Source organism: Citrobacter rodentium NBRC 105723 = DSM 16636, assembly GCF_021278985.1.
GTDB lineage: Bacteria > Pseudomonadota > Gammaproteobacteria > Enterobacterales > Enterobacteriaceae > Citrobacter_A > Citrobacter_A rodentium.
In genome coordinates, this window is record NZ_CP082833.1 from 3074068 (window position 1) to 3098508 (window position 24441).

General features: G+C 56.9%; 22 protein-coding genes and 2 pseudogenes. 18 read left to right on the forward strand and 6 right to left on the reverse strand.

The window, feature by feature from the left end:
- Positions 1-23: 23 nt before the first annotated feature.
- From eutH to eutR, 7 genes are read left to right on the forward strand one after another with little or no spacing between them, the layout of a single operon-like run.
- Complete coding sequence (gene eutH, locus K7R23_RS14475; protein WP_012906587.1) at positions 24-1250, forward strand: ethanolamine utilization protein EutH; 1227 nt, start codon at positions 24-26, stop codon at positions 1248-1250.
- Positions 1247-2650 (forward strand): ethanolamine ammonia-lyase reactivating factor EutA, encoded by a 1404-nt coding sequence (gene eutA / locus K7R23_RS14480; protein WP_012906586.1) that lies wholly within the window; start codon positions 1247-1249, stop codon positions 2648-2650. Before eutH ends, eutA begins: the two co-directional genes overlap by 4 nt.
- 11 nt (positions 2651-2661) lie before the next feature.
- The gene (eutB, locus tag K7R23_RS14485) at positions 2662-4023 is read left to right on the forward strand and encodes an ethanolamine ammonia-lyase subunit alpha (protein WP_012906585.1); all 1362 of its coding nucleotides are present in this window, start codon (positions 2662-2664) and stop codon (positions 4021-4023) included.
- Between the two features lie 20 nt (positions 4024-4043).
- On the forward strand, positions 4044-4940 hold the full coding sequence (gene eutC, locus K7R23_RS14490) for an ethanolamine ammonia-lyase subunit EutC (RefSeq protein WP_012906584.1): 897 nt from the start codon (positions 4044-4046) through the stop codon (positions 4938-4940).
- A 9-nt stretch (positions 4941-4949) separates the two neighbouring features.
- The gene (gene eutL / locus K7R23_RS14495; RefSeq protein WP_012906583.1) at positions 4950-5609 is read left to right on the forward strand and encodes an ethanolamine utilization microcompartment protein EutL; all 660 of its coding nucleotides are present in this window, start codon (positions 4950-4952) and stop codon (positions 5607-5609) included.
- 12 nt (positions 5610-5621) lie between these two features.
- Complete coding sequence (gene eutK / locus K7R23_RS14500) at positions 5622-6119, forward strand: ethanolamine utilization microcompartment protein EutK (protein ID WP_012906582.1); 498 nt, start codon at positions 5622-5624, stop codon at positions 6117-6119.
- Between the two features lie 47 nt (positions 6120-6166).
- A complete protein-coding gene (gene eutR / locus K7R23_RS14505) occupies positions 6167-7219 on the forward strand; it encodes an HTH-type transcriptional regulator EutR (protein ID WP_012906581.1) in 1053 nt (350 codons plus the stop codon).
- A 314-nt stretch (positions 7220-7533) separates the two neighbouring features.
- On the opposite strand, the gene hemF is transcribed toward eutR, so the two are convergent.
- Complete coding sequence (gene hemF, locus K7R23_RS14510; protein ID WP_012906580.1) at positions 7534-8433, reverse strand: oxygen-dependent coproporphyrinogen oxidase; 900 nt, start codon at positions 8431-8433, stop codon at positions 7534-7536.
- Between the two features lie 2 nt (positions 8434-8435).
- Entirely contained in the window at positions 8436-9305 is an 870-nt protein-coding gene (amiA, locus tag K7R23_RS14515; protein WP_012906579.1) for an N-acetylmuramoyl-L-alanine amidase AmiA, read from the reverse strand.
- 213 nt (positions 9306-9518) lie between these two features.
- On the opposite strand from amiA, the gene K7R23_RS14520 reads away from it, so the two are divergent.
- From K7R23_RS14520 to K7R23_RS14535, 4 genes are all read left to right on the forward strand, one after another.
- Positions 9519-9944, forward strand: coding sequence for a GNAT family acetyltransferase (locus K7R23_RS14520; RefSeq protein WP_012906578.1), 426 nt, complete (start codon positions 9519-9521; stop codon positions 9942-9944).
- Positions 9931-10380 (forward strand): DUF2919 domain-containing protein, encoded by a 450-nt coding sequence (locus tag K7R23_RS14525; protein WP_012906577.1) that lies wholly within the window; start codon positions 9931-9933, stop codon positions 10378-10380. Before K7R23_RS14520 ends, K7R23_RS14525 begins: the two co-directional genes overlap by 14 nt.
- Before the next feature lie 59 nt (positions 10381-10439).
- Positions 10440-11015 carry an RpoE-regulated lipoprotein gene (locus K7R23_RS14530; protein WP_012906576.1) on the forward strand — a complete coding sequence of 192 codons (576 nt, stop codon included), beginning with the start codon at positions 10440-10442 and terminating at the stop codon, positions 11013-11015.
- Positions 11016-11110: 95 nt separating this feature from the next.
- Entirely contained in the window at positions 11111-12010 is a 900-nt protein-coding gene (locus tag K7R23_RS14535) for a Dyp-type peroxidase (protein ID WP_012906575.1), read from the forward strand.
- Here K7R23_RS14535 and K7R23_RS25975 read toward each other — a convergent pair.
- Positions 11946-12095 (reverse strand): annotated as a pseudogene (locus K7R23_RS25975) (hypothetical protein); the annotation flags it as partial. The gene K7R23_RS14535 and the pseudogene K7R23_RS25975 overlap by 65 nt on opposite strands.
- 151 nt (positions 12096-12246) lie before the next feature.
- Here K7R23_RS25975 and ucpA point away from each other — a divergent pair.
- The 6 genes from ucpA (at position 12247) to cysM (ending at position 17981) form a co-directional block, all read left to right on the forward strand.
- On the forward strand, positions 12247-13038 hold the full coding sequence (gene ucpA / locus K7R23_RS14540) for an SDR family oxidoreductase UcpA (RefSeq protein WP_012906574.1): 792 nt from the start codon (positions 12247-12249) through the stop codon (positions 13036-13038).
- Between the two features lie 152 nt (positions 13039-13190).
- Positions 13191-14207, forward strand: coding sequence for a thiosulfate/sulfate ABC transporter substrate-binding protein CysP (cysP, locus tag K7R23_RS14545; RefSeq protein ID WP_012906573.1), 1017 nt, complete (start codon positions 13191-13193; stop codon positions 14205-14207).
- Positions 14207-15040, forward strand: a complete 834-nt coding sequence (gene cysT, locus K7R23_RS14550; protein ID WP_012906572.1) for a sulfate/thiosulfate ABC transporter permease CysT — start codon at positions 14207-14209, stop codon at positions 15038-15040. Before cysP ends, cysT begins: the two co-directional genes overlap by 1 nt.
- The gene (gene cysW / locus K7R23_RS14555) at positions 15040-15915 is read left to right on the forward strand and encodes a sulfate/thiosulfate ABC transporter permease CysW (protein WP_012906571.1); all 876 of its coding nucleotides are present in this window, start codon (positions 15040-15042) and stop codon (positions 15913-15915) included. Before cysT ends, cysW begins: the two co-directional genes overlap by 1 nt.
- Entirely contained in the window at positions 15905-17002 is a 1098-nt protein-coding gene (gene cysA / locus K7R23_RS14560; protein ID WP_012906570.1) for a sulfate/thiosulfate ABC transporter ATP-binding protein CysA, read from the forward strand. The genes cysW and cysA overlap by 11 nt, the downstream gene beginning before the upstream one ends.
- Before the next feature lie 67 nt (positions 17003-17069).
- Positions 17070-17981 (forward strand): cysteine synthase CysM, encoded by a 912-nt coding sequence (gene cysM / locus K7R23_RS14565; RefSeq protein WP_012906569.1) that lies wholly within the window; start codon positions 17070-17072, stop codon positions 17979-17981.
- Positions 17982-18021: 40 nt separating this feature from the next.
- On the opposite strand, the gene K7R23_RS14570 is transcribed toward cysM, so the two are convergent.
- From K7R23_RS14570 to ptsJ, 3 genes and pseudogenes are all read right to left on the reverse strand, one after another.
- Entirely contained in the window at positions 18022-19857 is a 1836-nt protein-coding gene (locus K7R23_RS14570) for a hypothetical protein (RefSeq protein WP_012906568.1), read from the reverse strand.
- Positions 19858-19876: 19 nt separating this feature from the next.
- Positions 19877-21760, reverse strand: coding sequence for a hypothetical protein (locus tag K7R23_RS14575; RefSeq protein ID WP_012906567.1), 1884 nt, complete (start codon positions 21758-21760; stop codon positions 19877-19879).
- A 325-nt stretch (positions 21761-22085) separates the two neighbouring features.
- Positions 22086-23377: pseudogene (gene ptsJ, locus K7R23_RS14580) on the reverse strand (MocR-like B6 salvage transcription factor PtsJ).
- 82 nt (positions 23378-23459) lie between these two features.
- On the opposite strand from ptsJ, the gene pdxK reads away from it, so the two are divergent.
- Positions 23460-24320, forward strand: a complete 861-nt coding sequence (gene pdxK, locus K7R23_RS14585) for a pyridoxine/pyridoxal/pyridoxamine kinase (protein WP_024132759.1) — start codon at positions 23460-23462, stop codon at positions 24318-24320.
- The last annotated feature ends 121 nt before the right edge of the window (positions 24321-24441 follow it).

Sequence of the window (24441 nt, forward strand, 5' to 3'; positions counted from 1 at the left end):
ACCTGGCTAATGGAGAAAAGGCTATGGGAATTAACGAAATCATCATGTACATCATGATGTTCTTTATGCTGATTGCCGCCGTGGACAGGATCCTGTCGCAGTTTGGCGGTTCGGCGCGCTTCCTCGGCAGATTCGGCAAAAGCATCGAGGGTTCCGGCGGCCAGTTTGAAGAGGGCTTTATGGCAATGGGCGCGCTGGGGCTGGCGATGGTCGGGATGACCGCGCTGGCGCCGGTGTTAGCCAAACTGCTCGGGCCGGTGATTATTCCGCTGTATGAAATGCTCGGCGCTAACCCGTCGATGTTCGCCGGTACGCTGCTGGCCTGCGATATGGGCGGCTTCTTCCTCGCCAAAGAGCTGGCGGGCGGCGATGTGGCGGCGTGGCTATACTCAGGGTTAATTCTCGGCGCGATGATGGGCCCGACGATCGTCTTTTCTATCCCGGTCGCGCTGGGGATCATCGAACCCTCCGACCGCCGTTATCTGGCGCTCGGCGTACTGGCGGGCATTGTGACCATTCCCATCGGCTGCATCGCCGGGGGGCTGGTGGCAATGTACTCCGGCGTTGAGATTAACGGCCAGCCGGTGGAGTTCACCTTCGCCCTGATCCTGATGAACATGATCCCGGTGATCATCGTGGCGGTGCTGGTGGCGCTGGGGCTGAAATTCATCCCGGAAAAAATGATCAACGGCTTCCAGATCTTCGCCAAATTTCTTGTGGCGCTGATCACCATCGGTCTGGCGGCGGCAGTAATCAAGTTCCTGCTGGGCTGGGATCTGATCCCGGGGCTTGACCCGATCTTCATGGCTCCGGGCGACCAGCCGGGTCAGGTGATGCGCGCTATTGAGGTGATCGGATCTATTTCCTGCGTGCTGCTTGGCGCCTATCCGATGGTGCTGCTGCTGACCCGCTGGTTTGAAAAGCCGCTGATGCGCGTCGGCAGTCTGCTGAAAATCAATAACATGGCGGCAGGCGGTATGGTGGCGACGCTGGCCAACAACATTCCGATGTTCGGCATGATGAAGCAGATGGACACCCGCGGCAAAGTGATCAACTGCGCCTTCGCCGTCTCCGCCGCCTTTGCGCTGGGCGACCACCTGGGCTTCGCGGCGGCCAATATGAACGCCATGATCTTCCCAATGATTGTCGGCAAGCTTATCGGCGGCGTTACGGCGATTGGCGTGGCGATGATGCTGGTGCCGAAAGATGAAAACGTCCCGGCGCAAGCCGAAGCGGAGGCGCAATCGTGAACACTCGCCAGCTACTGAGCGTCGGTATCGATATTGGCACCACCACCACTCAGGTGATCTTCTCGCGTCTGGAGCTGGTCAACCGTGCGGCGGTGTCGCAGGTGCCTCGTTACGAATTCATCAAACGCGAAATTAGCTGGCAAAGCCCGGTCTTCTTTACACCTGTCGATAAGCAGGGCGGCTTACAAGAGACGGAACTCAAGTCGTTGATTCTTGCCCAGTATCAGGCGGCGGGCATTACGCCTGAATCGGTGGATTCCGGGGCGATTATCATCACCGGCGAAAGCGCGAAAACCCGTAATGCGCGTCCGGCGGTGCTGGCGCTCTCGCAGTCGCTCGGCGATTTTGTCGTCGCCAGCGCCGGACCGCATCTGGAATCGGTGATTGCCGGGCACGGCGCCGGGGCGCAAACACTCTCTGAGCAGCGGATGTGCCGGGTGCTGAATATCGACATCGGCGGCGGCACCTCCAACTATGCGCTGTTTGACGCCGGAAAGGTCAGCGGCACCGCCTGCCTGAACGTCGGCGGCCGCCTGCTGGAAACCGACGGCCAGGGACGCGTGGTGTACGCCCATCAGCCGGGGAAAAAAATCGTTGCCGCGCTGTTCGGCGAGGGGACCGACCCGCGTGCGCTTTCTGCCGCACAGTTAGCCCGGGTGGCGCAGCAGATGGCGGAACTGATTGTGGAAATCGTCGAAGGCGCGCCGTCAGCGCTGGCGCAGGAGCTGATGCAAACCGCGCTGCTGCCTGCGGGAGCGAAGCCGGAGGTGATCACCCTTTCCGGCGGCGTGGGCGAATGCTACCGCCACCTCCCCGCCGACCCGTTCTGTTTTAATGATATCGGTCCGCTGCTGGCCACCGCGCTGCATGAGCACCCGCGCCTGCGCGAGATGCGCGTGCAGTTCCCGGCGCAGACCGTGCGCGCCACGGTGATTGGCGCAGGCGCGCATACGCTGTCGCTCTCCGGCAGCACCATCTGGCTGGAAGGCGTTCAGCTACCGCTGCGCAACCTGCCGGTGGCGATCCCGCAGGAGGAGGGCGATCTGGCGACCGCCTGGCAGCAGGCGCTTCTCCAGCTCGATCTCGATCCGCAGACTGACGCCTACGTGCTGGCGCTTCCCGCCTCGCTGCCGGTGCGTTACGCCGCCTTACTGTCGGTCATCGATGCGCTGACCGCTTTCGTCGCCCGTTTTCCCAATCCGCATCCCCTGCTGGTGGTGGCCGGGCAGGATTTTGGCAAAGCCCTGGGCATGTTGTTACGCCCGCAGTTACAGCAACTCCCGCTGGCGGTCATTGATGAGGTGATCGTGCGGGCGGGGGACTATATCGACATTGGTACGCCTCTTTTTGGCGGATCGGTTGTGCCGGTGACGGTGAAATCACTCGCATTTCCTTCCTGAGGGAACGACTTATGAAACTAAAGACCACATTGTTCGGCAATGTTTATCAGTTTAAGGATGTAAAAGAGGTGCTGGCGAAGGCCAACGAACTGCGTTCGGGGGATGTGCTGGCTGGCGTCGCGGCGCAGAGTTCCCAGGAGCGCGTGGCGGCGAAACAGGTGCTGTCGGAAATGACGGTAGCGGATATTCGTAACAATCCGGTGATTGCTTATGAAGAGGACTGCGTGACGCGTCTGATCCAGGACGACGTTAACGAAACCGCCTATAACCGGATTAAAAACTGGAGCATCAGTGAGCTGCGCGAGTACGTACTGAGCGATGAAACCTCCGTTGACGATATCGCGTTCACCCGCAAAGGGCTGACCTCGGAAGTGGTGGCGGCAGTGGCGAAGATCTGCTCGAACGCCGATCTGATCTACGGCGGCAAGAAAATGCCGGTGATAAAAAAAGCCAACACCACGATTGGTATTCCGGGCACCTTCAGCTGCCGGTTACAACCGAACGACACCCGCGACGACGTGCAGAGCATCGCCGCGCAAATCTACGAAGGGCTCTCCTTCGGCGCGGGCGACGCGGTGATTGGCGTTAACCCGGTCACTGACGACGTGGAAAACTTAAGCCGGGTGCTCGACACCGTTTACGGAGTGATCGACAAATTCAACATCCCGACGCAGGGCTGCGTGCTGGCGCACGTCACCACCCAGATTGAAGCCATTCGTCGCGGCGCGCCGGGCGGACTTATCTTCCAGAGCATCTGCGGCAGCGAGAAGGGGTTAAAAGAGTTCGGCGTCGAGCTGGCAATGCTCGATGAGGCGCGGGCGGTGGGAGCGGAGTTCAACCGTATCGCCGGAGAAAACTGCCTGTATTTTGAAACCGGCCAGGGCTCGGCGCTTTCCGCAGGGGCGAACTTCGGCGCCGATCAGGTGACGATGGAGGCGCGTAACTACGGGCTGGCGCGGCACTACGATCCGTTCCTTGTCAACACCGTGGTGGGCTTTATCGGACCAGAGTATCTCTATAACGATCGGCAGATTATCCGCGCGGGCTTAGAAGATCACTTTATGGGCAAGCTGAGCGGCATCTCAATGGGCTGCGACTGCTGCTACACCAACCACGCCGACGCCGACCAGAACCTTAACGAGAACCTGATGATTCTGCTCGCTACCGCAGGCTGCAACTACATCATGGGCATGCCGCTCGGCGACGACATCATGCTCAACTATCAGACCACCGCCTTCCACGACACCGCCACCGTGCGCCAGCTGCTGAACCTGCGACCGTCGCCGGAGTTTGAACGCTGGCTGGAGACGATGGGCATTATGGCGAACGGTCGTTTGACCAAACGGGCGGGCGATCCGTCTCTGTTCTTCTGATGACGCGGGGATGACACACCATGGATCAAAAACAGATTGAAGAAATTGTACGTAGCGTGATGGCGTCGATGGGACAGGAGGCGCCGCAGCCCGCCGCGCCGTCAGCGCAGGGGGGCACTAAGCCGCAGTGCGCGGCTCCGGCTGCCGCGGAAAGCTGCGCCCTTGATTTAGGATCCGCACAAGCGAAGGCGTGGATCGGCGTTGAAAACCCGCATCGCGCCGACGTGCTGACGGAGCTGCGGCGCAGTACCGCCGCGCGGGTTTGTACCGGTCGCGCCGGTCCGCGACCCCGCACCCAGGCGCTGCTGCGCTTTCTCGCCGACCACTCCCGCTCAAAGGACACGGTGCTGAAAGAGGTGCCGGAAGAGTGGGTGAAAGCGCAGGGGCTGCTGGAGGTGCGCTCGGAAATCAGCGACAAAAACCTGTACCTGACGCGTCCCGACATGGGCCGACGCCTGAGCCCGCAGGCGATCGATGTGCTGAAAGCGCAGTGCGTAATGAGTCCGGATGTGCAGGTGGTGGTTTCTGACGGGCTATCCACCGATGCGATTACCGCCAACTACGAAGAGATTTTGCCGCCGTTGCTCGCCGGACTGAAGCAGGCGGGGCTGAAGGTCGGTACGCCGTTCTTCGTGCGCTATGGCCGGGTGAAGATTGAAGATCAGATCGGCGAGATCCTCGGCGCGAAGGTAGTGATCCTGCTGGTGGGCGAGCGTCCGGGGCTGGGGCAGTCGGAAAGCCTCTCCTGCTACGCGGTGTATTCCCCGCGCGTGGCGACCACCGTCGAAGCCGACCGCACCTGTATCTCGAACATCCATCAGGGCGGCACGCCGCCGGTAGAAGCGGCCGCCGTCATTGTCGATTTGGCCAAACGGATGCTGGAGCAGAAAGCATCCGGCATCAACATGACCCGTTAAGGAGGCATCATGCCAGCATTAGATTTGATTCGACCCTCGGTCAGCGCAATGCGCGTGATTGCTTCCGTCAACGACGGCTTTGCCAGGGAACTGAAATTACCGCCGCATATACGTAGCCTCGGTCTTATCACGGCAGATTCTGATGACGTGACGTATATTGCCGCAGACGAAGCGACAAAACAGGCGATGGTGGAGGTGGTGTATGGCCGTTCGCTGTACGCTGGCGCGGCCCACGGGCCGTCGCCGACCGCCGGTGAAGTGCTGATTATGCTCGGCGGCCCGAACCCGGCGGAAGTGCGCGCCGGGCTGGATGCGATGGTCGCCCATATTGAGAACGGCGCGGCGTTCCAGTGGGCCAACGACGCGGAGGATACGGCGTTTCTGGCGCACGTGGTGTCGCGCACCGGTTCTTACCTTTCGTCGACTGCCGGTATTGCGCTGGGCGATCCGATCGCTTATCTGGTCGCGCCGCCGCTGGAGGCCACCTTTGGCATTGATGCGGCGATGAAATCTGCCGACGTGCAGCTGGTGACTTACGTGCCGCCGCCGTCGGAAACCAACTATTCGGCGGCCTTTTTAACCGGAAGCCAGGCGGCCTGTAAAGCCGCCTGTAACGCCTTTGCCGATGCGGTTCTCGATATCGCCCGTAGCCCCATCCAGCGCGCGTAACGGAGGTCGCCGATGATCAACGCACTGGGATTACTGGAAGTGGAGGGCATGGTCGCGGCGGTTGACGCCGCGGATGCCATGCTGAAAGCCGCCAACGTCAATCTGCTGAACCATGAAGTGCTTGACCCGGGCAAGGTGACGCTGGTGGTGGAAGGCGATCTGGCGGCCTGTCGTGCGGCGCTGGATGCCGGCAGCGCCGCGGCGCAGCGTACCGGGCGCGTTATCAGCCGCAAAGAGATTGGTCGGCCAGAGGACGATACCCAGTGGCTGATCGGCGGCTTCAAGCGCGCTTCAGGCAGCGCAGAGCGAAAAACCACGCCGCCGCCCGCCGCGCCGGAGTACGCCGACCTGCTGTTGGCAAAGCTCGGCGAAGTGCGACAGGGCATGACGGCTGGTGAAGTCGCCGCGCACTTTGGCTGGCCGCTTGAGCAGGCCAGAGCGGCGCTGGAGCAGCTCTTTTCTGACGGGGCGTTACGCAAACGCAGCAGTCGCTATCGCCTGAAAAATTAATCTGTCGGAGGGCCGGACGTCCGCACAGGCGTCCGGCATAAAAGATCATGAAAAAGACCCGTACAGCCAATTTGCACCATCTTTATCATGAAGCATTACCCGAAGACGTAAAACTGACGCCAAAGGTGGAAGTGGATAACGTGCACCAGCGGCGGACCACGGACGTGTATGAGCACGCCCTGACAATTACCGCCTGGCAGCAGATTTACGATCAGCTGCATCCCGGTAAATTTCATGGTGAGTTCACGGAAATCCTGCTCGATGATATTCAGGTGTTCCGTGAATACACCGGCCTGGCGCTGCGCCAGTCCTGCCTGGTGTGGCCGAAATCGTTCTGGTTTGGCATTCCGACGACGCGCGGCGAGCAGGGGTTTATCGGCACGCAGTCTCTTGGCAGCGCTGAAATCGCCACCCGGCCAGGCGGCACTGAATTCGAACTGAGCACGCCGGATGATTACACCATTCTCGGGGTGGTGATCTCCGAAGACGTTCTCTCCCGCCAGGCCCGGTTTCTGCATAACCCGGAGAGGGTGCTGCATATGCTGCGTAATCAGTCGGCGCTGGAGGTCAAAGAGCAGCACAAAGCGGCGCTGTGGGGATTTGTCCAGCAGGCGCTGGCGACCTTCAGCGAGAATCCGGAGAATCTGCATCAGCCCGCCGTACGTAAGGTGCTGGGGGATAACCTGCTGCTGGCGATGGGGACGATGCTGGAGGAGGCGCAGCCGATCAATACTGCGGAAAGTATCAGCCATCAGGGCTATCGCAGGCTGCTGTCGCGGGCGCGGGAGTATGTGCTGGAGAATATGGCCGAGCCGCTGACGGTGCTCGATCTCTGCAACCAGCTGCACGTCAGCCGCCGCACGTTACAGAACGCTTTTCATGCTGTTCTGGGCATTGGGCCGAACGCCTGGCTGAAGCGGATTCGCCTGAACGCCGTGCGCCGCGAGCTGATCAGCCCGTGGTCGCAAAGCCGGACGGTGAAGGATGCCGCCATGCAGTGGGGATTCTGGCACTTAGGGCAATTTGCCACCGATTATCAGCAGCTGTTTGCCGAAAAGCCGTCATCGACGCTGCATCACCGAATGCGCCAGTGGATGTGAGAAAATACCAGACCGAGCCGCCATCAGGCAGTGGCAATTACGGTCGCGTGATTGCCGGATGGCGACGCGTCGCGTCTTATCCGGCCTACAAACCGGATCGCCATAAGGCCAAAAGTATGGCTCAGGTTTACACCCAGTGATTGCCGGTGCCGCCATCAGATTGCCGGTGGATATACCAGAATCGTAGGCCGGATAAGGCGTAAGCCGTCATCAGGCAATGGCAATTACGGTTGCGTGATTGCCGGATGGCGACGCGTCGCGTCTTATCCGGCCTACAAACCGGATCGCCATAAGGCCAAAAGTGTGGCTCAGGTTTACACCCAGTCGCGGGCCTTAATAAATTCACTCAGGGCGGCTTCCGGACTGCCGTCCTCCGGCTGCCAGTCATACTCCCAGCGCACCAGCGGCGGCATCGACATCAGAATCGATTCGGTGCGCCCGCCGGTCTGTAAGCCAAACAGGGTGCCGCGATCCCACACCAGATTAAACTCCACATAACGCCCGCGGCGGTAGAGCTGGAAATTACGCTCGCGCTCGCCCCAGATCATCGCTTTACGCCGTTCCACAATCGGCAGATACGCTTCGGTATAACCCTTTCCTACCGCCTGCATAAAGGCAAAGCAGTGGTCAAAATCCGGCGTGTTCAGATCGTCAAAAAACAGCCCGCCAATGCCGCGCTGCTCGTTACGATGCTTCAGGAAAAAGTAGTCGTCGCACCACTTTTTGTAACGCGGATAAACCTCTTCGCCAAACGGCAGACACAGATCGCGCGCGGTGCGGTGCCAGTGAACGGCGTCTTCTGCAAAGCCGTAGTAGGGCGTTAAGTCAAAGCCGCCGCCGAACCACCACACCGGGTCGGCGCCCGGCTTTTCGGCGATAAAAAAGCGCACATTGGCATGGCTGGTGGGAATGTAAGGGTTAAGCGGATGCACCACCAGCGACACGCCCATCGCCTCAAAACTGCGTCCGGCCAGCTCAGGCCGGTGGGCGGTGGCGGAAGCCGGCATCGCGTCGCCGTGGACATGAGAGAAGTTCACTCCGGCCTGCTCAAAGACGCCGCCGTTGCGCAGCACCCGGCTGCGCCCGCCGCCGCCCGCCTCGCGCTGCCAGCTGTCTTCAACGAATTGCGCGCCGTCAACGGCGCACAGCTGCCCGCAGATGCTCTCCTGCAACGTGAGCAGGAACTGTTTTACGCGTTGTGCATCAGGTTTCATATTCAGCGCTTCTTCGAGTGGGCTTTCTGGTTATCGAACCAGTGGAAATAGCTGACCACGCCATTGGCGATAGCGGTGGCGATTTTCTGCCGGAACGCGGTGGTGCCCAGCAGGCGCTCTTCTTCCGGATTGGTGATAAACGAGGTTTCCACCAGCACCGACGGAATTGACGGTGATTTTAGCACCACAAACGCCGCCTGTTCCGTTGAACGGCTGTGCAGCTTATGCACCGGCTTGATCTTTTTCAGAATATGCGAGCCGAGGGTCAGGCTGTTTTTGATGGTGTCGGTCTGCACCAGATCGAACAGCACCTGCTGCAACAGGTGATCTTTATCGGTCGCTTTTTTCCCGGCCACTTCGTCAGCACGGTTTTCGCGATCGGAAAGGTATTTCGCCATCGCGCTACTGGCCCCGCGGTTGGACAGGGCGAACACCGACGCCCCGGCCGCGCTCGGATTGGTAAAGCCATCGGCGTGAATGGACATAAACAGATCCGCGCCGTGCTTGTGGGCGATCTCCACCCGGTCATACAGCGGGATGAAGGTATCGCCGGATCGCGTCAGGCGGCAGTCGTATCCCTGGCTGCGCAAAATAGAACGTACGTTTTTTGCAATCGCCAGCACAACGTGCTTTTCTTTCGAGCCATTACGCCCGATAGCGCCGGTGTCAATGCCGCCGTGTCCGGGGTCCAGCACCACGATCCGTCTGCCGCCGGATTTTTTCTTTGCGGGCTGGCTGTGACCGTTGCTGGTTTTCAGAGGGGCGTCTTTTGCGGTGGCGTTGCTCATCCCCGAAATCGTCAGGGCAGCCAGTCCGGCTTTCAGCACCTGGCGGCGTGATGCGAGAATTTTTAGGGGTTTAAAAGTGCTCATACGGCCTGAATGGTTAAATAATAGTTCCAGGATGTTATATCGTATCGCGTATTCCGTTACGACTGTTGATGTTGAGAATTGTTTTACTTTTCATTTCAATACATGACAGTTATCCATTATGCCATTTTTTTCACCGCGTCGCGTCAGATATTGGCTGAATCAACGGATTGCGCCATAATCTTGGTTTTTAGACCCGAAAAGGCAACAAATACCATGGAGATACGCGTTTTTCGCCAGGAAGATTTCGAAGAGGTTATTACCCTTTGGGAGCGCTGCGATCTGCTGCGTCCGTGGAATGACCCTGAGATGGATATTGAGCGCAAGCTTAATCATGACGTCAGTCTGTTTCTCGTTGCCGACGTGAACGGCGAGGTGGTCGGGACGGTAATGGGCGGCTACGACGGTCATCGCGGTTCAGCTTATTATCTCGGCGTGCATCCGGAGTTTCGCGGTCGCGGTATTGCCAATGCGCTACTGAACCGGCTGGAGAAAAAGCTTATCGCCCGCGGCTGCCCCAAAATTCAGATCATGGTGCGCGAAGACAACGACGTGGTGCTCGGCATGTATGAACGGCTGGGCTACGAACATTCGGACGTGCTGAGCCTTGGAAAACGCCTGATCGAAGATGAAGAGTACTGAGTTTCACCCTGCGGATTACGATGCTCACGGTCGTTTGCGCCTGCCTTTTCTGTTCTGGCTGGTACTGCTGCTCCAGGCGCGGACCTGGGTGCTGTTTGTGATTGCCGGTTCGTCACGCGAGCAGGGTAATACCCTGCTTAATCTGTTTTATCCCGATCACGATAATTTTTGGCTGGGGCTGTTGCCCGGCGTTCCGGCGGTGCTGGCCTTTTTGCTTAGCGGACGCCGTTACGCCTTTCCGGCGCTCTGGCGCATTTTCTACAGCGTACTGGTCGCGGCGCAGGCGTTGCTTCTCGGCTGGCAGCTGTTGCTGTGGGGGCAGGGCGAGCCGCTTAATGGCGTCAGTCTGGCGCTGGCGGTCGCGGATCTGGTGGCGTTGATCTGGCTGTTAACCCATCGCCGGTTACGCGCCTGTTTCGTCATTGATAAAGAATAACGGCACTTTTTGGCGAACCGGGACTCCAAACAACGTTGATTAATAAAGAAGGAAGTGTGATGAAATCGCTGCGTTTGACTTTATGTGCGTTACCGCTGGCGCTGACCGGCTGTTCGACGCTCTCGTCTGTTAACTGGTCCGCCGCCAACCCGTGGAACTGGTTTGGTTCATCGACGGAAGTGACCGAACAGGGCGTCGGCGGGATAACAGCATCGACGCTACTGAACGAACAGGCGATTGCCGACGTGCTTGATGGCGACTATCGACTGCGCAGCGGCATGAAAACCGCCAACGGCAACGTGGTGCGCTTTTATGAAGCGATGAACGGCGACAAGGTGGCGATGATCATCAACGGCGAGCAGGGCAACGTCAGCCGCATTGATGTGCTGGACAGCGACATTTCTACCGCTGACGGCGTGGAAATTGGTACGCCGTTCAGCGATCTCTACAGCAAAGCCTTCGGTAACTGTCAGCCCGCCGTCGGGGAGGGGAATAATGCGGTGGAGTGTAAGGCCAGGGGCAGTCAGCATATCAGTTATCTCTTTACCGGCGAGTGGCGAGGCCCGGAAGGACTGATGCCCTCTGACGATGCGCTGAAAACATGGCAAGTGAGCAAAATTATCTGGCGTCGTTAATTTGCGTCGGAACAAACCGCTGTGCTTAAAAACAGGGTAAAATAGCCGCCATCAATGCCACGACCGCGTGGCATTCTCATTTTTCAGGAGGAACGATGACTCAGGTTCAGAGTGGCATTTTACCCGAACACTGCCGCGCGGCGATTTGGATTGAAGCGAACGTCAAAGGCGATGTTGATGCTTTGCGTAGCGCCAGCCGCATTTTCGCCGATAAGCTGGCGACCTTTGAAATGAAATTTCCCGATGCGCAGCTGGGCGCGGTGGTCGCGTTTGGTCATAAAACCTGGCGCGCGCTGAGCGGCGGCGTGGGTGCCGAAGAGCTGAAGGATTTCATTCCTTACGGCAAAGGGCTGGCGCCGGCTACCCAGTACGATGTGCTGATCCATATCCTCTCCCTGCGTCATGATGTTAACTTCTCTGTGGCGCAGGCGGCGATGGAAGCCTTTGGCGACTGCGTTGAGGTCAAAGAGGAAGTGCATGGCTTCCGCTGGGTGGAAGAGCGCGATCTCAGCGGCTTTGTCGACGGTACGGAGAACCCGGCAGGTGAGGAGACGCGTCGTGAAGTGGCGGTGATCAAAGATGGCGTCGATGCGGGCGGCAGTTATGTGTTCGTGCAGCGCTGGGAGCACAACCTGAAGCAGCTCAACCGTATGAGTATTCAGGATCAGGAGATGATGATTGGCCGCACCAAAGACGCCAACGAAGAGATCGATGGCGACGTGCGTCCGGCAACCTCTCACCTGAGCCGTGTCGATCTCAAAGAGGACGGCAAGGGGCTGAAAATTGTTCGTCAGAGCCTGCCTTACGGCACGGCGAGCGGCACCCACGGACTCTATTTTTGCGCCTACTGCGCGCGCCTGTATAACATTGAGCAGCAGCTGCTGAGCATGTTCGGCGACACCGACGGGAAACGTGACGCGATGCTGCGTTTCACCAAACCGGTGACCGGCGGCTATTATTTTGCCCCGTCGCTGGATCGTCTGCTGGCGCTGTAAGACGAAATATGTCGGATGGCGGCGTAAACGCCTTATCCGACCTGGAGGCGGTAGGCCTGATAAGCGCAGCGCCATCAGGCAAAACAGCATAAAACACCCTGTCCCCGCCTCTGCGGGGCTTTTTTTATCTAAGATTTACCTTAAATAGTGAGCTGCTGCTCAGTACTTATCTGTTTTTAATGTATTTTCGTTGTTAATGGAGTGTGAGACTTCATTTTCACAAGGAGAGCATTGAAATGGGTAAACTCACGGGCAAAACAGCACTGATTACGGGCGCATCGAAGGGCATAGGCGAAGGCATCGCCAGAGTGTTTGCCCGCCACGGCGCGAACTTAATCCTGCTGGATATCTCCGATGAGATTGAAAAGCTGGCCGATGAACTGGGCGGGCGCGGTCATCGCTGCACCGCAGTCGTGGCGGACGTCACCGATTCGGCGTCCGTTGCTGCGGCAATAAAACGGGCGAAGGAGGTGGAAGGGCGCATCGACATCCTGGTCAACAACGCGGGCGTGTGTCGTCTGGGCGGCTTCCTCGAGATGAGCGATGAGGATCGCGATTTCCACATCGACGTGAATATCAAAGGCGTGTGGAACGTAACGAAAGCCGTTCTGCCGGAAATGATCAAGCGTAAAGACGGGCGCATCGTGATGATGTCATCGGTCACCGGCGATATGGTCGCCGATCCGGGCGAGACGGCTTATGCGCTGTCGAAAGCGGCGATTGTCGGCCTGACCAAATCGCTGGCGGTGGAGTTCGCGCAGTCGGGGATCCGTGTGAACGCCATCTGCCCGGGCTATGTGCGCACGCCAATGGCGGAGAGCATCGCCCGTCAGTCTAATCCGCAGGACCCGGAGTCGGTGCTGACGGAAATGGCGAAGGCGATCCCGCTACGCCGTCTGGCCTGCCCGCTGGAGGTCGGCGAACTGGCGGCATTCCTCGCTTCCGATGAGTCCAGCTACCTCACCGGGACGCAAAACGTCATCGATGGCGGCAGCACCCTGCCGGAAAGCGTCAGCGTCGGCCTCTGAGCCATGCCCAGCCCCTCCCGCATGTCGGGAGGGTGCTCTTATTCCCTTTTCAACTTTCAAATCATCAAACGGTATATAAAACCGTTACTCCTTTAGCACTGGTTATAAATATGATGACTATAAGAAAGTCATTTCATTTATAAGGGTGCGCAATGGCCGTTAACTTACTGAAAAAGAGATACCTGGCGCTGATGGCGTCGCTGTTACTGGTCGGCCAGGCGCAGGCGACGGAACCGCTGAACAGTTCGTATGACGTCTCCCGCGAGCTGTTTGCCGCCCTGAACCCGCCATTTGAGCAGCAGTGGGCGAAAGACAATGGCGGCGATAAGCTGACGATCAAACAGTCTCATGCCGGTTCATCAAAACAGGCGCTGGCGATTTTGCAGGGACTGAAGGCCGACGTGGTGACCTACAACCAGGTGACCGATGTGCAGATCCTGCATGACAGAGGCAAACTGATCCCGGCGGACTGGCAGAGCCGTCTGCCGAACAACAGTTCGCCGTTTTATTCGACGATGGGCTTCCTGGTGCGCAAAGGTAACCCGAAGAATATCCACGACTGGAGCGATCTGGTGCGTTCCGACGTGAAGCTTATTTTTCCGAATCCGAAAACCTCGGGCAACGCGCGTTATACGTATCTGGCCGCATGGGGCGCGGCGGATAAGGCGGACGGCGGCGATAAAGCCAAAACGGAAGCGTTTATGACGCAGTTCCTGAAAAACGTCGAAGTATTCGATACCGGCGGGCGTGGGGCGACGACAACCTTCGCCGAGCGTGGCCTGGGCGATGTGCTGATAAGCTTTGAGTCGGAAGTGAACAACATCCGCAAGCAGTACGAAGCGCAGGGTTTTGAGGTGGTGATCCCGAAGACCAATATCCTGGCCGAGTTCCCGGTGGCGTGGGTTGATAAAAACGTACAGGCCAACGGAACGGAGAAAGCGGCGAAAGCGTATCTTAACTGGCTTTACAGCCCGCAGGCGCAGTCCATCATCACCAGCTTCTATTACCGGGTAAATAACCCGGAAGTGATGGATAAGCTGAAAGATCAATTCCCGCAGACCGAACTGTTCCGCGTGGAAGAGAAATTCGGCGGCTGGCCGGAGGTGATGAAGACCCATTTCGCCAGCGGCGGCGAGCTGGACAAACTGCTGGCGGCGGGGCGTAAGTAATGTTTGCTGTCTCCTCCAGACGCGTGCTGCCCGGCTTTACCTTAAGCCTGGGCACCAGCCTGCTGTTTGTCTGTCTGATTTTACTGCTGCCGCTCAGCGCGCTGGTGATGCAGCTCTCTGAAATGAGCTGGGCGCAATACTGGGACGTTATCACCAACCCGCAGGTGGTAGCCGCTTATAAAGTGACGCTGCTGGCGGCGTTTGTGGCGTCGATTTTTAATGGCGTGTTTGGCCTGTTGATGGCATGGATTTTAACCCGTTACCGTTTTCCCGGGCGCACGCTGCTGGACGCGCTGATGGATCTGCCGTTTGCGTTGCCGACGGCGGTCGCGGGCCTGACGCTGGCCTCGCTGTTTTCCGTTAACGGTTTTTACGGCGAGTTTCTGGCGAATTTCGGTATTAAAGTCACTTACACCTGGCTGGGGATTGCGGTGGCGATGGCCTTTACCAGCATCCCGTTTGTGGTACGTACCGTGCAGCCGGTGCTCGAAGATCTGGGGCCGGAATATGAAGAAGCGGCGCAAACGCTGGGCGCAACGCGTTTGCAGAGTTTCCGTAAGGTTGTGCTGCCGGAGCTGTCGCCTGCGCTGGTGGCGGGGATCGCGCTGTCGTTTACCCGCAGCCTCGGCGAGTTCGGCGCGGTCATCTTCATCGCCGGTAATATTGCGTGGAAAACCGAAGTGACCTCGCTGATGATTTTTGTCCGTTTGCAGGAGTTTGATTACCCCGCCGCCAGCGCTATCGCCTCGGTGATCCTCGCGGCATCGCTGCTGCTGCTGTTTTCAATTAACACCCTGCAAAGTCGCTTTGGCCGACGAGTGGTAGGTCACTAATGGCGGAAGTCACTCAATTGAAGCGTTATGACGCGCCCCGCATTAACTGGGGTAAATGGTTTCTGATTGGCACCGGGATGCTGGTTTCGGCTTTCATTCTGCTGGTGCCGATGGTTTACATCTTCGTGCAGGCGTTCAGCAAGGGGCTGATGCCGGTCATCGACAATTTAAGCGATCCAGACATGCTGCATGCCATCTGGCTGACGGTGCTGATTGCGCTGATCGCGGTGCCGGTAAACCTGGTGTTTGGCGTGCTGCTGGCCTGGCTGGTGACGCGCTTTAATTTCCCCGGTCGCCAGCTGCTGCTGACGCTGCTGGATATTCCGTTTGCGGTGTCGCCGGTGGTCGCCGGTCTGGTGTATCTGCTGTTCTATGGTTCCAACGGGCCGCTGGGCGGCTGGCTGGACGAGCATAACCTGCAAATCATGTTCTCCTGGCCGGGGATGGCGCTGGTCACTATCTTCGTGACCTGTCCGTTTGTAGTGCGCGAGCTGGTGCCGGTCATGCTTAGTCAGGGCAGTCAGGAGGACGAGGCGGCGATTCTGCTTGGCGCTTCCGGCTGGCAGATGTTCCGCCGCGTGACGTTGCCGAATATCCGCTGGGCGCTGCTGTATGGCGTGGTGCTGACCAACGCCCGGGCGATTGGCGAGTTTGGCGCGGTGTCGGTGGTGTCCGGCTCGATTCGCGGTGAAACCCTCTCGCTGCCGTTACAGATTGAACTGCTGGAGCAGGACTACAATACCGTCGGCTCTTTTACCGCCGCCGCGCTGCTGACGCTGATGGCAATTATTACCCTGTTTTTAAAGAGCATGTTGCAATGGCGTCTGGAAAACCAGGAAAAACGCGCGCGACAGGAGGAAAATCATGAGCATTGAGATTGCCAATATTAAGAAATCTTTTGGTCGCACCCAGGTGCTGAACGATATCTCGCTGGATATTCCTTCCGGGCAGATGGTGGCGCTGCTGGGGCCGTCCGGTTCCGGTAAAACCACGCTGTTGCGCATTATCGCCGGGCTGGAGCACCAGACCAGCGGGCAGATTCGCTTCCACGGCACCGACGTAAGCCGTCTTCACGCGCGCGACCGCAAGGTTGGATTTGTCTTTCAGCACTATGCGCTGTTTCGTCATATGACGGTATTTGACAATATCGCCTTTGGTCTGACGGTGTTGCCGCGGCGTGAAAGGCCGAATGCGGCGGCGATCAAAGCCAAAGTGACGAAGCTGCTGGAGATGGTGCAGTTAGCCCACCTGGCGGATCGCTTCCCGGCGCAGCTTTCCGGCGGACAGAAGCAGCGCGTGGCGCTGGCGCGCGCGTTAGCCGTCGAACCGCAGATTCTGTTGCTCGACGAACCCTTTGGCGCGCTGGATGCCCAGGTGCGTAAAGAGCTCAGGCGCTGGCTGCGTCAGCTGCATGAGGAACTGAAGTTCACCAGCGTATTCGTGACCCACGATCAGGAAGAGGCGACGGAAGTGGCGGACCGCGTGGTGGTGATGAGTCAGGGCAATATCGAACAGGCCGACGCGCCGGATCGGGTCTGGCGCGAACCGGCAACCCGCTTCGTACTGGAGTTTATGGGCGAGGTGAACCGCCTGCAGGGGACGGTACGCGGTGGACAGTTTCACGTCGGCGCGCACCGCTGGCCGTTGGGCTATACGCCTGCGTATCAGGGGCCGGTCGATCTGTTCCTGCGCCCGTGGGAGGTGGATATCAGCCGCCGCACCAGCCTTGATTCTCCGCTGCCGGTGCAGGTGATCGAAGCCAGTCCGAAAGGTCACTACACCCAGCTAGTGGTACAGCCGCTGGGATGGTATAACGAGCCGCTGACGGTAATCATGACGGGCGACGATGCCCCGGTACGCGGCGAACGGCTGTTTGTCGGCCTACAAAATGCGCGTCTGTACAACGGCGAGCAGCGGATTGAAACGCACGAAGAGGAAATTGCCCTGGCGCAATCGGCCTGATACGTTAATTTGCATTATTTTCGCCCGGTGGCGCTACGCTTACCGGGCATTTTCATGAGCTAAGAACGTGAACACATTAGAACAAACAATCGGCAATACGCCGCTGGTGAAATTGCAGCGGATGGGACCGGACAACGGCAGCGAAATTTGGCTTAAACTGGAAGGTAACAATCCCGCCGGGTCGGTGAAAGATCGCGCCGCGCTGTCGATGATCGTAGAGGCGGAAAAGCGCGGCGAGATTAAGCCAGGCGACGTACTGATTGAAGCGACCAGCGGCAATACCGGCATTGCGCTGGCGATGATTGCCGCGCTGAAAGGCTATCGCATGAAGCTGTTGATGCCGGACAACATGAGTCAGGAGCGTCGCGCGGCGATGCGCGCCTATGGCGCAGAGCTGATTCTGGTCAGCAAAGAGCAGGGGATGGAAGGGGCGCGCGACTTAGCGTTAGCCATGTCAGAGCGCGGAGAGGGCAAACTGCTCGATCAGTTCAACAATCCCGATAATCCGCTGGCGCATTACACCACTACCGGCCCGGAAATCTGGCGGCAAACCGCCGGGCGCATCAGCCATTTTGTCTCCAGCATGGGCACGACCGGCACCATAACCGGCGTGTCGCGCTTTCTGCGTGAACAGGAAAAACATGTCGCCATTGTCGGTCTGCAGCCGCAAGAGGGCAGCAGCATTCCCGGCATTCGCCGCTGGCCGGCAGAGTATATGCCGGGCATTTACAACGCTTCGCTGGTCGATGAAGTGCTGGATATCCATCAGCGCGAGGCGGAAAACACCATGCGCGAACTGGCGGTGCGGGAAGGCGTATTCTGCGGCGTCAGCTCCGGCGGCGCGGTGGCCGGGGCGATCCGCGTGGCGCAGGCGAATCCTGGCGCGGTTGTGGTGGCGATTATCTGCGACCGCGGCGATCGCTATCTCTCCACCGGTGTGTTTGGCGAAGAACATTTCAGCCAGGGGGCAGGGATTTAAACAGTGCCGGCCAGTAGATCGCTGGCCGGCACGGTCGTGATTATTTCACTCCGCTGACATTCGCGGCTAATAGCTCGCGAACGAACTCTTCTCCTTTTTCTGCGTCGGGAATTTTCCGGTCATATGTTCTGGCGAAAACGGCAAGAGTTTTCCCCTGCCAGGGAATAAACCAGTAAACGCCCTCGTCAGGCGAGGTGTAATCTCTGAGTGCGTCAGATTTCTTAAACGCCCATTGCGTCGCTTTGACCTGATTACCAGGAATGGCCAGTAAGGTTTTCCGGAATTGAATTTCTTTTGCCTGCTCTTTCGCGACTTTCAGTCGCTGTAAAATATGCGCCTTCGGCGCCGTATCAGGCGGCAGGATCTCGACGTAATAGCTCTCAGCGCTGTCATTAACGTGATAAAGAAGAAGATCCTCACCCGCATAATCGATTATTGTCCGGGCGGTGAGTAAGGGAAATGACAGTCCCCGATCGTTAGTTTCTGTTATTACCCGCAGTGCGGTGTTTACGCGCCACTGCCGGGGAGAGTCAATGACCTCAGCTGTCTGGATATATTCAGCTAGACGTTCATAGCCCTCTTTTTCATTTCCGCAACGTATCGCACTAAGGGCGGCGTAAAGTAAAATTTCCTTATCGTTCCATCCATCCCGGGTATAAGGAAGCTGCGCACGGGCTTTTTCTAGCGTTTGCCAGGCCTCGGCATAATTGCCATTACGATAGTCTGCAATACCTGCTATAGCATAGAATTTTTGATATTCAGCCGGATACGCGGCGATTTGTAGCCCTTTTCGGGCTATGAGTCGGGCTTTGTTCCAGTTTTCTACGGGGGCATTACGCGCGGACAGCCAGAGGTGTTGCAGCTCATTTTCAATCGACCGCATGGTTTGCAGCTGATAGAGCTTTGGCGGATTATCCCATTTAATATGGGTAAATAAATCAGCAATCGATTTTAACGCAGCCTGATTTTCGCTTTCATTAAGTTCGGCTTCTATATTCATTAGCCAGTCACCCTGGCGAATTTCCCAGGTAGCAACAAGGCCTTGCTGTTCTTTTTTTAACGCTTTACGTTGCTGACTTTTTTCTACTGGAAAATCAGGAAGAAGCTGACTATCCATTGTCGGCGTTGTCACTTTTTCTTCCCCTGGTGAGAGCATGGATTTGTTTTTATCTTCCTCGCTATATTTTCCCAAAAAGCGAATTCTACCGCCGGGATATAATATATAGGTTATCCACGTGGTATAACCCCGATTTTGGGCTGGGTCTACGTCGACCAGCAGCCACTTCCGGGAGTGGGAAATCGGGTAATACATATTCGCGACCCGCCAGAACAACAGGCGATTTTTCTCGTCAAGGTGCCAGAGAACGGGCGATAGTTTTTCGCCTGTTTCGCCGAAAATCATTTGTTTAATCAAACGAAGAGTGTCATCAGGCTTTTCCGCCAACCAGGCATATTTTGCGGCGGAGGTTAAGAAACTTTTTTCGAAATTATGATAACCGGCAAGCGGCAATGCATTTTCAAATAGCTGTTGTACCTCCGCATAGCGTTTATCTTTTTCCAGAAGCCATGTCAGTGCCCGCAGTTCATCGGCAAGTTCATATTGGTTAATATCACAGCTTGCCTTCATCTTTTCCAGACTGAAGATTAGCGCTCGCTGTGCAGTAACAAAATCCCCCTGACGGATCAGTCCAGTTGCCTCGTCGAAGCTGTTGATCTGCTGATTTTTCAGCAGATATTGTTGCTCCTGGTCCCTATATGGCAGCTTTTCACACTGTTCATATTTTTCTCTGGGGGACAGGGTGGGGGCGGCATAAGTTGGCGCGGCGAGGGCGCATACCAGAGCAAATAAAATGCACTTGTTGTTGGCAAATATCATTACAGTCTCCAGAGAATAATTACAGCGTCGGGACGGAGTAGTGCACCAGCGTTTTGGCAAACTCGTCCAGTTTGGGCAATATCGCTTTGTCCTTGTTATCTACCGTCGCAATGATCCCGCCATGCCCATCCTGGTAAGGAAACGCCCAGTAGATTAGCGTCTTCTCTGTTTTTTCATTGTCGCTGTACCATTTGACCGACCATTTTGTCGCCGTTTTCTTCTGCCCTTGCACGGTAAAGCTATACGTTGATTTATGCAGATCTTTATCGGTTATCGCTATTTTTTGCCGATCCTTTTTCTGCAGTCGCCTGACTTGACCTTTTACGATCTCTGGCTGGTTCATGTCAGGCATGACCGTCTTTCCGGCAAAAAACTCAAGCGAATAACCATATTGGGCTGCGGAATAAACAACGGTTCCCTCAATATACGTAATTGCCGAGGCATGGAAAATTCCGGCGTTAAAGGGATAATGTAACTGGCTTTTTTTATTAACGATGGACTGGCTGGATGGCGCAAAAAACCAATGGTCGCCCATTGGCGAATGTCTGAATGATTCTTTTACCAGTTCTGTATAAGTACTCTTTTTCATCTGGTAGGCGATGTCAGTCAGGTACATCAGCAGCGCTTGTGGGCCATAGTTTTCTTCGGCATGGATCTTTAATGTTTGAGCATAAGCGGTGCGAGCAAGTTGCAGATATGACCACGCTTTCTCCAGCTTATTTTGCCGATATGCCTGGATACCGAGAATGGTGTTGACTCCCGCTATTTCATGCGGAAATTTTGCCGCCGGGAGCAATGAGGCTGCCTGTCGTGCGGCCTTATTCCATTCGGTAGCGGTCTGGTAAGATTTTTTTGTCAGTGCATCCAGCTCTTTCTGAATGGGAGGGAGCGTTTCTGCCCGTGGCCATTGAATTTGCATAAACAGCGTAGCGAGTTGCTGGATGGCATTTTCACTGTGCGCTGTAGGGAAGGATGCCAGAACCGTCATTTCCCACGGTCCTTGCGTTATTTGCCATGTTGCCGTCGCCACGCTATCGTCAGCGGTGCTATAACGCTGAACAGATTTTATCTGTTTTAGCTTATCGCCGGGGATATCGGGTAATTTTACGGCAAGCTCAGCATCATTTGTTGTCGCATACAGCCAGGGGCGTTTTGTTTGCGTCGTGTTTACCGAATGCTCAATGTCCTCTGTTTCCCGATAGTGGAGCATCATTTCAGCGGAAACATAGTTTGCGGCGACGTTATAGATCCCGTCTCCATTGTTGGCAAAACGAATTATCGATGTGCCGTCACGTTGACCCGTTGAATAAATATGTTCCAGCGTCCAGTGCCCGCTGGTTAATGGCACCGCCAGCTGTGCCAGGGGATAATGCAACCGGTTATCTGTTTTATCCAGTTGCCATAATGCAGCCGGGAGATGTTTGGCGGAAAGATAGTCTTTAATCAGTTGTCGCGCTTGCGTTTCTTTTCCTGCCAGCATCGCCTGGGTGGTCGCTTTATGGATAAAACGATAACGTTGCTCAACGCCGGAGGTTGCCTCTGACGCTTTTTTAAGTAACACCAGCGCCTCATCATACTGCGCCGTACGGTCTAATGTCTGAGTCAGACGCCATATTATCGCGTTAGCATCATTATAATTTGCGCAGGAGGAATAAAGGCTTTCCCAGACCTTGTCGACCCATTGTTTTGCCGCTTTTTTGTCACCGGACTTTTCCACAACCGGTAATTGCTTCATCAATTCTGTCAGTTGCGGATTGGGCACGCGCCGACTTGTAGAAAAGTCGCAAGGATCATTTGTAACGGGCGAGCGTTCGGCGGTGTTATCCGCCTCTGCTGCGCTAAGAGGGCTGCATATCATCAGTGAAACGACGGGCAATATTTTTTTCAACAAGTTTTTTGCCATTTTACTATCCTTTGCGAACGGCAGATTATCCGGGCGGCATATGCTTCAGTGGGTGTGACCAGGTTAATTGAGTGTCTTATTCATTTCGGCGATTAAGGCATAAAGACAGGATTACGCTTTCTCATCGCTTTTGAGGTAAGGATTGTCAGCCCTTGAGGATGACGATACGACGTTATCAATGAACGTTTCGGTACATTATCGTCTTTATAAAATCCTTTTAAATATAACTCAGAGCATCATAGCGCAGATGGATTAATAAGTAGTGCTGATAAATTCTTATTTTTCTGTCCGCGCCTGCGTGTTTTTCCGTAATATCCTTCAACCGTCACGCGTTAAGCGCCCGGGAAATATCAGCCGCCAGCTTAACGATCGACCTGTCGCTTAACGTTGACAGGGTTATTCGCAGGCCGTATGCAGGTCTGCTGACGCCAAACGCTTCACCCTCGCGTACCAGCCAACCGGACTTTGCCAGCATAAAGGCAGTATCCTGACCGGCGGTATTTAGCGGTAACCACAGATTTAACCCATCACCGGGGGAGACGACCTGACCGTGCTGGCGTAACGCGTCGGCCATCTTTTGCTGGCGGGAAGCGTAATACTGCCGGGTTCGGGTAAGTGAGTGCTGAAAGTCGCTGTCGCTCAGACAGGCGTAGGCTAAATCCTGTAATAAATGACTGACCCACTGACTACCGGGGTTCAGGCGCAGACCTGTTTTTGTGAAGGTAAGCGGATCGCTGGCGACAATGGCGAGACGCAGATCCGGGCCCAGCGTTTTCGACATCGAGCGAACCACCGCCCAGCGCAGCGTTTCAGCGGCTATTACTGGCTGCCACGGTGATGAAGAGAGCAGGGCAAAATGGTCGTCGACAATCACCAGCACCTGCGGATAACGCGCGAGAATCTCCTGTAGCGCGGCGGCGCGGGCGGCGCTCAGGCTGCATCCGGTCGGGTTGTGCGCCCGTGGTGTAATAATCACCGCGCGTGCGCCCTGGCTTAACGCCTGCTCAAGCCCGGCAGGTTGCACCCCTCGCTGTCGACGCTCACCGGACAGGTCTGATAACCGCTGTAGCGCAGCATGTTAATACTGCTCAGAAAGCAGGGATCTTCCACCGCCACGCTATCGCCTGGCAGCAGGTGGGCGCTCAGCAGGCGCTCAATAGCGTCAATGGCGCCGCTGGTAATGTTAATTTCGCCCTGCGCTGGAATGGCATCCTTCATCCACGCCGTCGCCCAGTGCTTCAGCGCAGGCGACACCGTCGCGTCGCCGTACAGACGGTGTGTGGTGCTGATACGGGCAATGTAGCGGCTGAGGTCTGGCAGACGATCCGGCGCCGGATTACCACCGGAAAGATCGATAAGCGGGGTGTGTGGATGGTTGCCTTCCAGCGCGGCGGGCGGGGATGCATCTTTGATCACCGTACCGTTACGTCCCAGGCTTTGCGCCAGACCGATAGTGACCAGCCGCTTATAGGCCGCCGCAACGGTATTACGGTTTACGTTAAGTCGCGCAGCTAGTTCACGGACTGGCGGCAGCGTAACGCCTGCGGCCAGCGTGCCACGGGTGATATGTTGACGTATGCTGTCAACGATTTCACTGGCGGTTTTTCCGGCGATCATTATTGACCTATGACAAAATGAATTTTAGCATGGGTCGATAATAGTGAGCCATCTGCCCGCTGTCCAGTAAGAGGAGACGTTTATGGCGCAGGAGAGTGACATACAGTCAGTGCTGTTTGACGATAAGCATCGGGCGTTGCAAACCGATATTGTCGCCGTCCAGTCACAGGTGGTCTACGGCAGCGTTGGCAACAGCATCGCCGTACCGGCCATTAAGGCGAAGGGGCTACGGGTGACCGCGGTCCCGACGGTATTATTCAGCAATACGCCGCATTATGAGACGTTTTACGGCGGCGTTATCCCTGCGGACTGGTTCAGCGGCTATCTGCGGGCGCTCAGCGAGCGCGACGCCTTGCGCGAACTGAAGGCGGTGACGACCGGTTATATGGGCAGCGCGCAGCAAATTGCCTTACTGGCGCAATGGCTGACGACGGTGCAAAAACGCCACCCGCAGGCGACTATTGTGGTTGATCCGGTGATTGGCGATATCGACAGCGGTATGTATGTGAAAGCGGAGATCCCTGAGGCCTACCGGCAGCATCTTCTGCCGCTGGCGCAGGGGCTGACGCCAAACGTCTTTGAACTGGAAATGCTGAGCGGCAAACCCTGCGGTACGCTCGAGGAGGCGGTCATCGCGGCCAGGTCGCTGCTCACGGAGACGCTGAAGTGGGTGGTGATCACCAGCGCGCCGGGGCAGACCGACGACGCGATCAACGTTGCAGTCGTGACCGCCGACTCGCTGGAGGTAATTGCACACCCGCGTGTGGAAACCGATCTGAAAGGCACTGGCGATCTGTTTTGCGCGGAACTGACCTGCGGGTTAGTTCTCGGACATCCGTTGGCGAAAGCAACCCGACTGGCGGCAGAGCGTGTGCTGGCGGTAATGAACTGGACGCAGCAGTGCGGCTGTGACGAATTAATACTGCCACCGGCAGGGGAGTAATGAAACGTTACCGGTTGGGTTCGCCAGCAGGGTCGTGCAGCCGATGATTTAACCTGTAGGCCGGATAAGGCGCGCAGCGCCGCCATCCGGCAAGGGCAGGCCTGTGAACTCACCAGACAGA

Bases quoted from the DNA above. Each gene is read 5' to 3' on its own strand.
- eutH (WP_012906587.1), top strand. From the start codon at position 24: ATGGGAATTAACGAAATCATCATGTACATCATGATGTTCTTTATGCTG.
- eutB (WP_012906585.1), top strand. From the start codon at position 2,662: ATGAAACTAAAGACCACATTGTTCGGCAATGTTTATCAGTTTAAGGAT.
- eutC (WP_012906584.1), top strand. From the start codon at position 4,044: ATGGATCAAAAACAGATTGAAGAAATTGTACGTAGCGTGATGGCGTCG.
- eutL (WP_012906583.1), top strand. From the start codon at position 4,950: ATGCCAGCATTAGATTTGATTCGACCCTCGGTCAGCGCAATGCGCGTG.
- eutK (WP_012906582.1), top strand. From the start codon at position 5,622: ATGATCAACGCACTGGGATTACTGGAAGTGGAGGGCATGGTCGCGGCG.
- eutR (WP_012906581.1), top strand. From the start codon at position 6,167: ATGAAAAAGACCCGTACAGCCAATTTGCACCATCTTTATCATGAAGCA.
- hemF (WP_012906580.1), bottom strand. From the start codon at position 8,433: ATGAAACCTGATGCACAACGCGTAAAACAGTTCCTGCTCACGTTGCAG.
- amiA (WP_012906579.1), bottom strand. From the start codon at position 9,305: ATGAGCACTTTTAAACCCCTAAAAATTCTCGCATCACGCCGCCAGGTG.
- K7R23_RS14520 (WP_012906578.1), top strand. From the start codon at position 9,519: ATGGAGATACGCGTTTTTCGCCAGGAAGATTTCGAAGAGGTTATTACC.
- K7R23_RS14525 (WP_012906577.1), top strand. From the start codon at position 9,931: ATGAAGAGTACTGAGTTTCACCCTGCGGATTACGATGCTCACGGTCGT.
- K7R23_RS14530 (WP_012906576.1), top strand. From the start codon at position 10,440: ATGAAATCGCTGCGTTTGACTTTATGTGCGTTACCGCTGGCGCTGACC.
- K7R23_RS14535 (WP_012906575.1), top strand. From the start codon at position 11,111: ATGACTCAGGTTCAGAGTGGCATTTTACCCGAACACTGCCGCGCGGCG.
- ucpA (WP_012906574.1), top strand. From the start codon at position 12,247: ATGGGTAAACTCACGGGCAAAACAGCACTGATTACGGGCGCATCGAAG.
- cysP (WP_012906573.1), top strand. From the start codon at position 13,191: ATGGCCGTTAACTTACTGAAAAAGAGATACCTGGCGCTGATGGCGTCG.
- cysT (WP_012906572.1), top strand. From the start codon at position 14,207: ATGTTTGCTGTCTCCTCCAGACGCGTGCTGCCCGGCTTTACCTTAAGC.
- cysW (WP_012906571.1), top strand. From the start codon at position 15,040: ATGGCGGAAGTCACTCAATTGAAGCGTTATGACGCGCCCCGCATTAAC.
- cysA (WP_012906570.1), top strand. From the start codon at position 15,905: ATGAGCATTGAGATTGCCAATATTAAGAAATCTTTTGGTCGCACCCAG.
- K7R23_RS14570 (WP_012906568.1), bottom strand. From the start codon at position 19,857: ATGATATTTGCCAACAACAAGTGCATTTTATTTGCTCTGGTATGCGCC.
- K7R23_RS14575 (WP_012906567.1), bottom strand. From the start codon at position 21,760: ATGGCAAAAAACTTGTTGAAAAAAATATTGCCCGTCGTTTCACTGATG.
- pdxK (WP_024132759.1), top strand. From the start codon at position 23,460: ATGGCGCAGGAGAGTGACATACAGTCAGTGCTGTTTGACGATAAGCAT.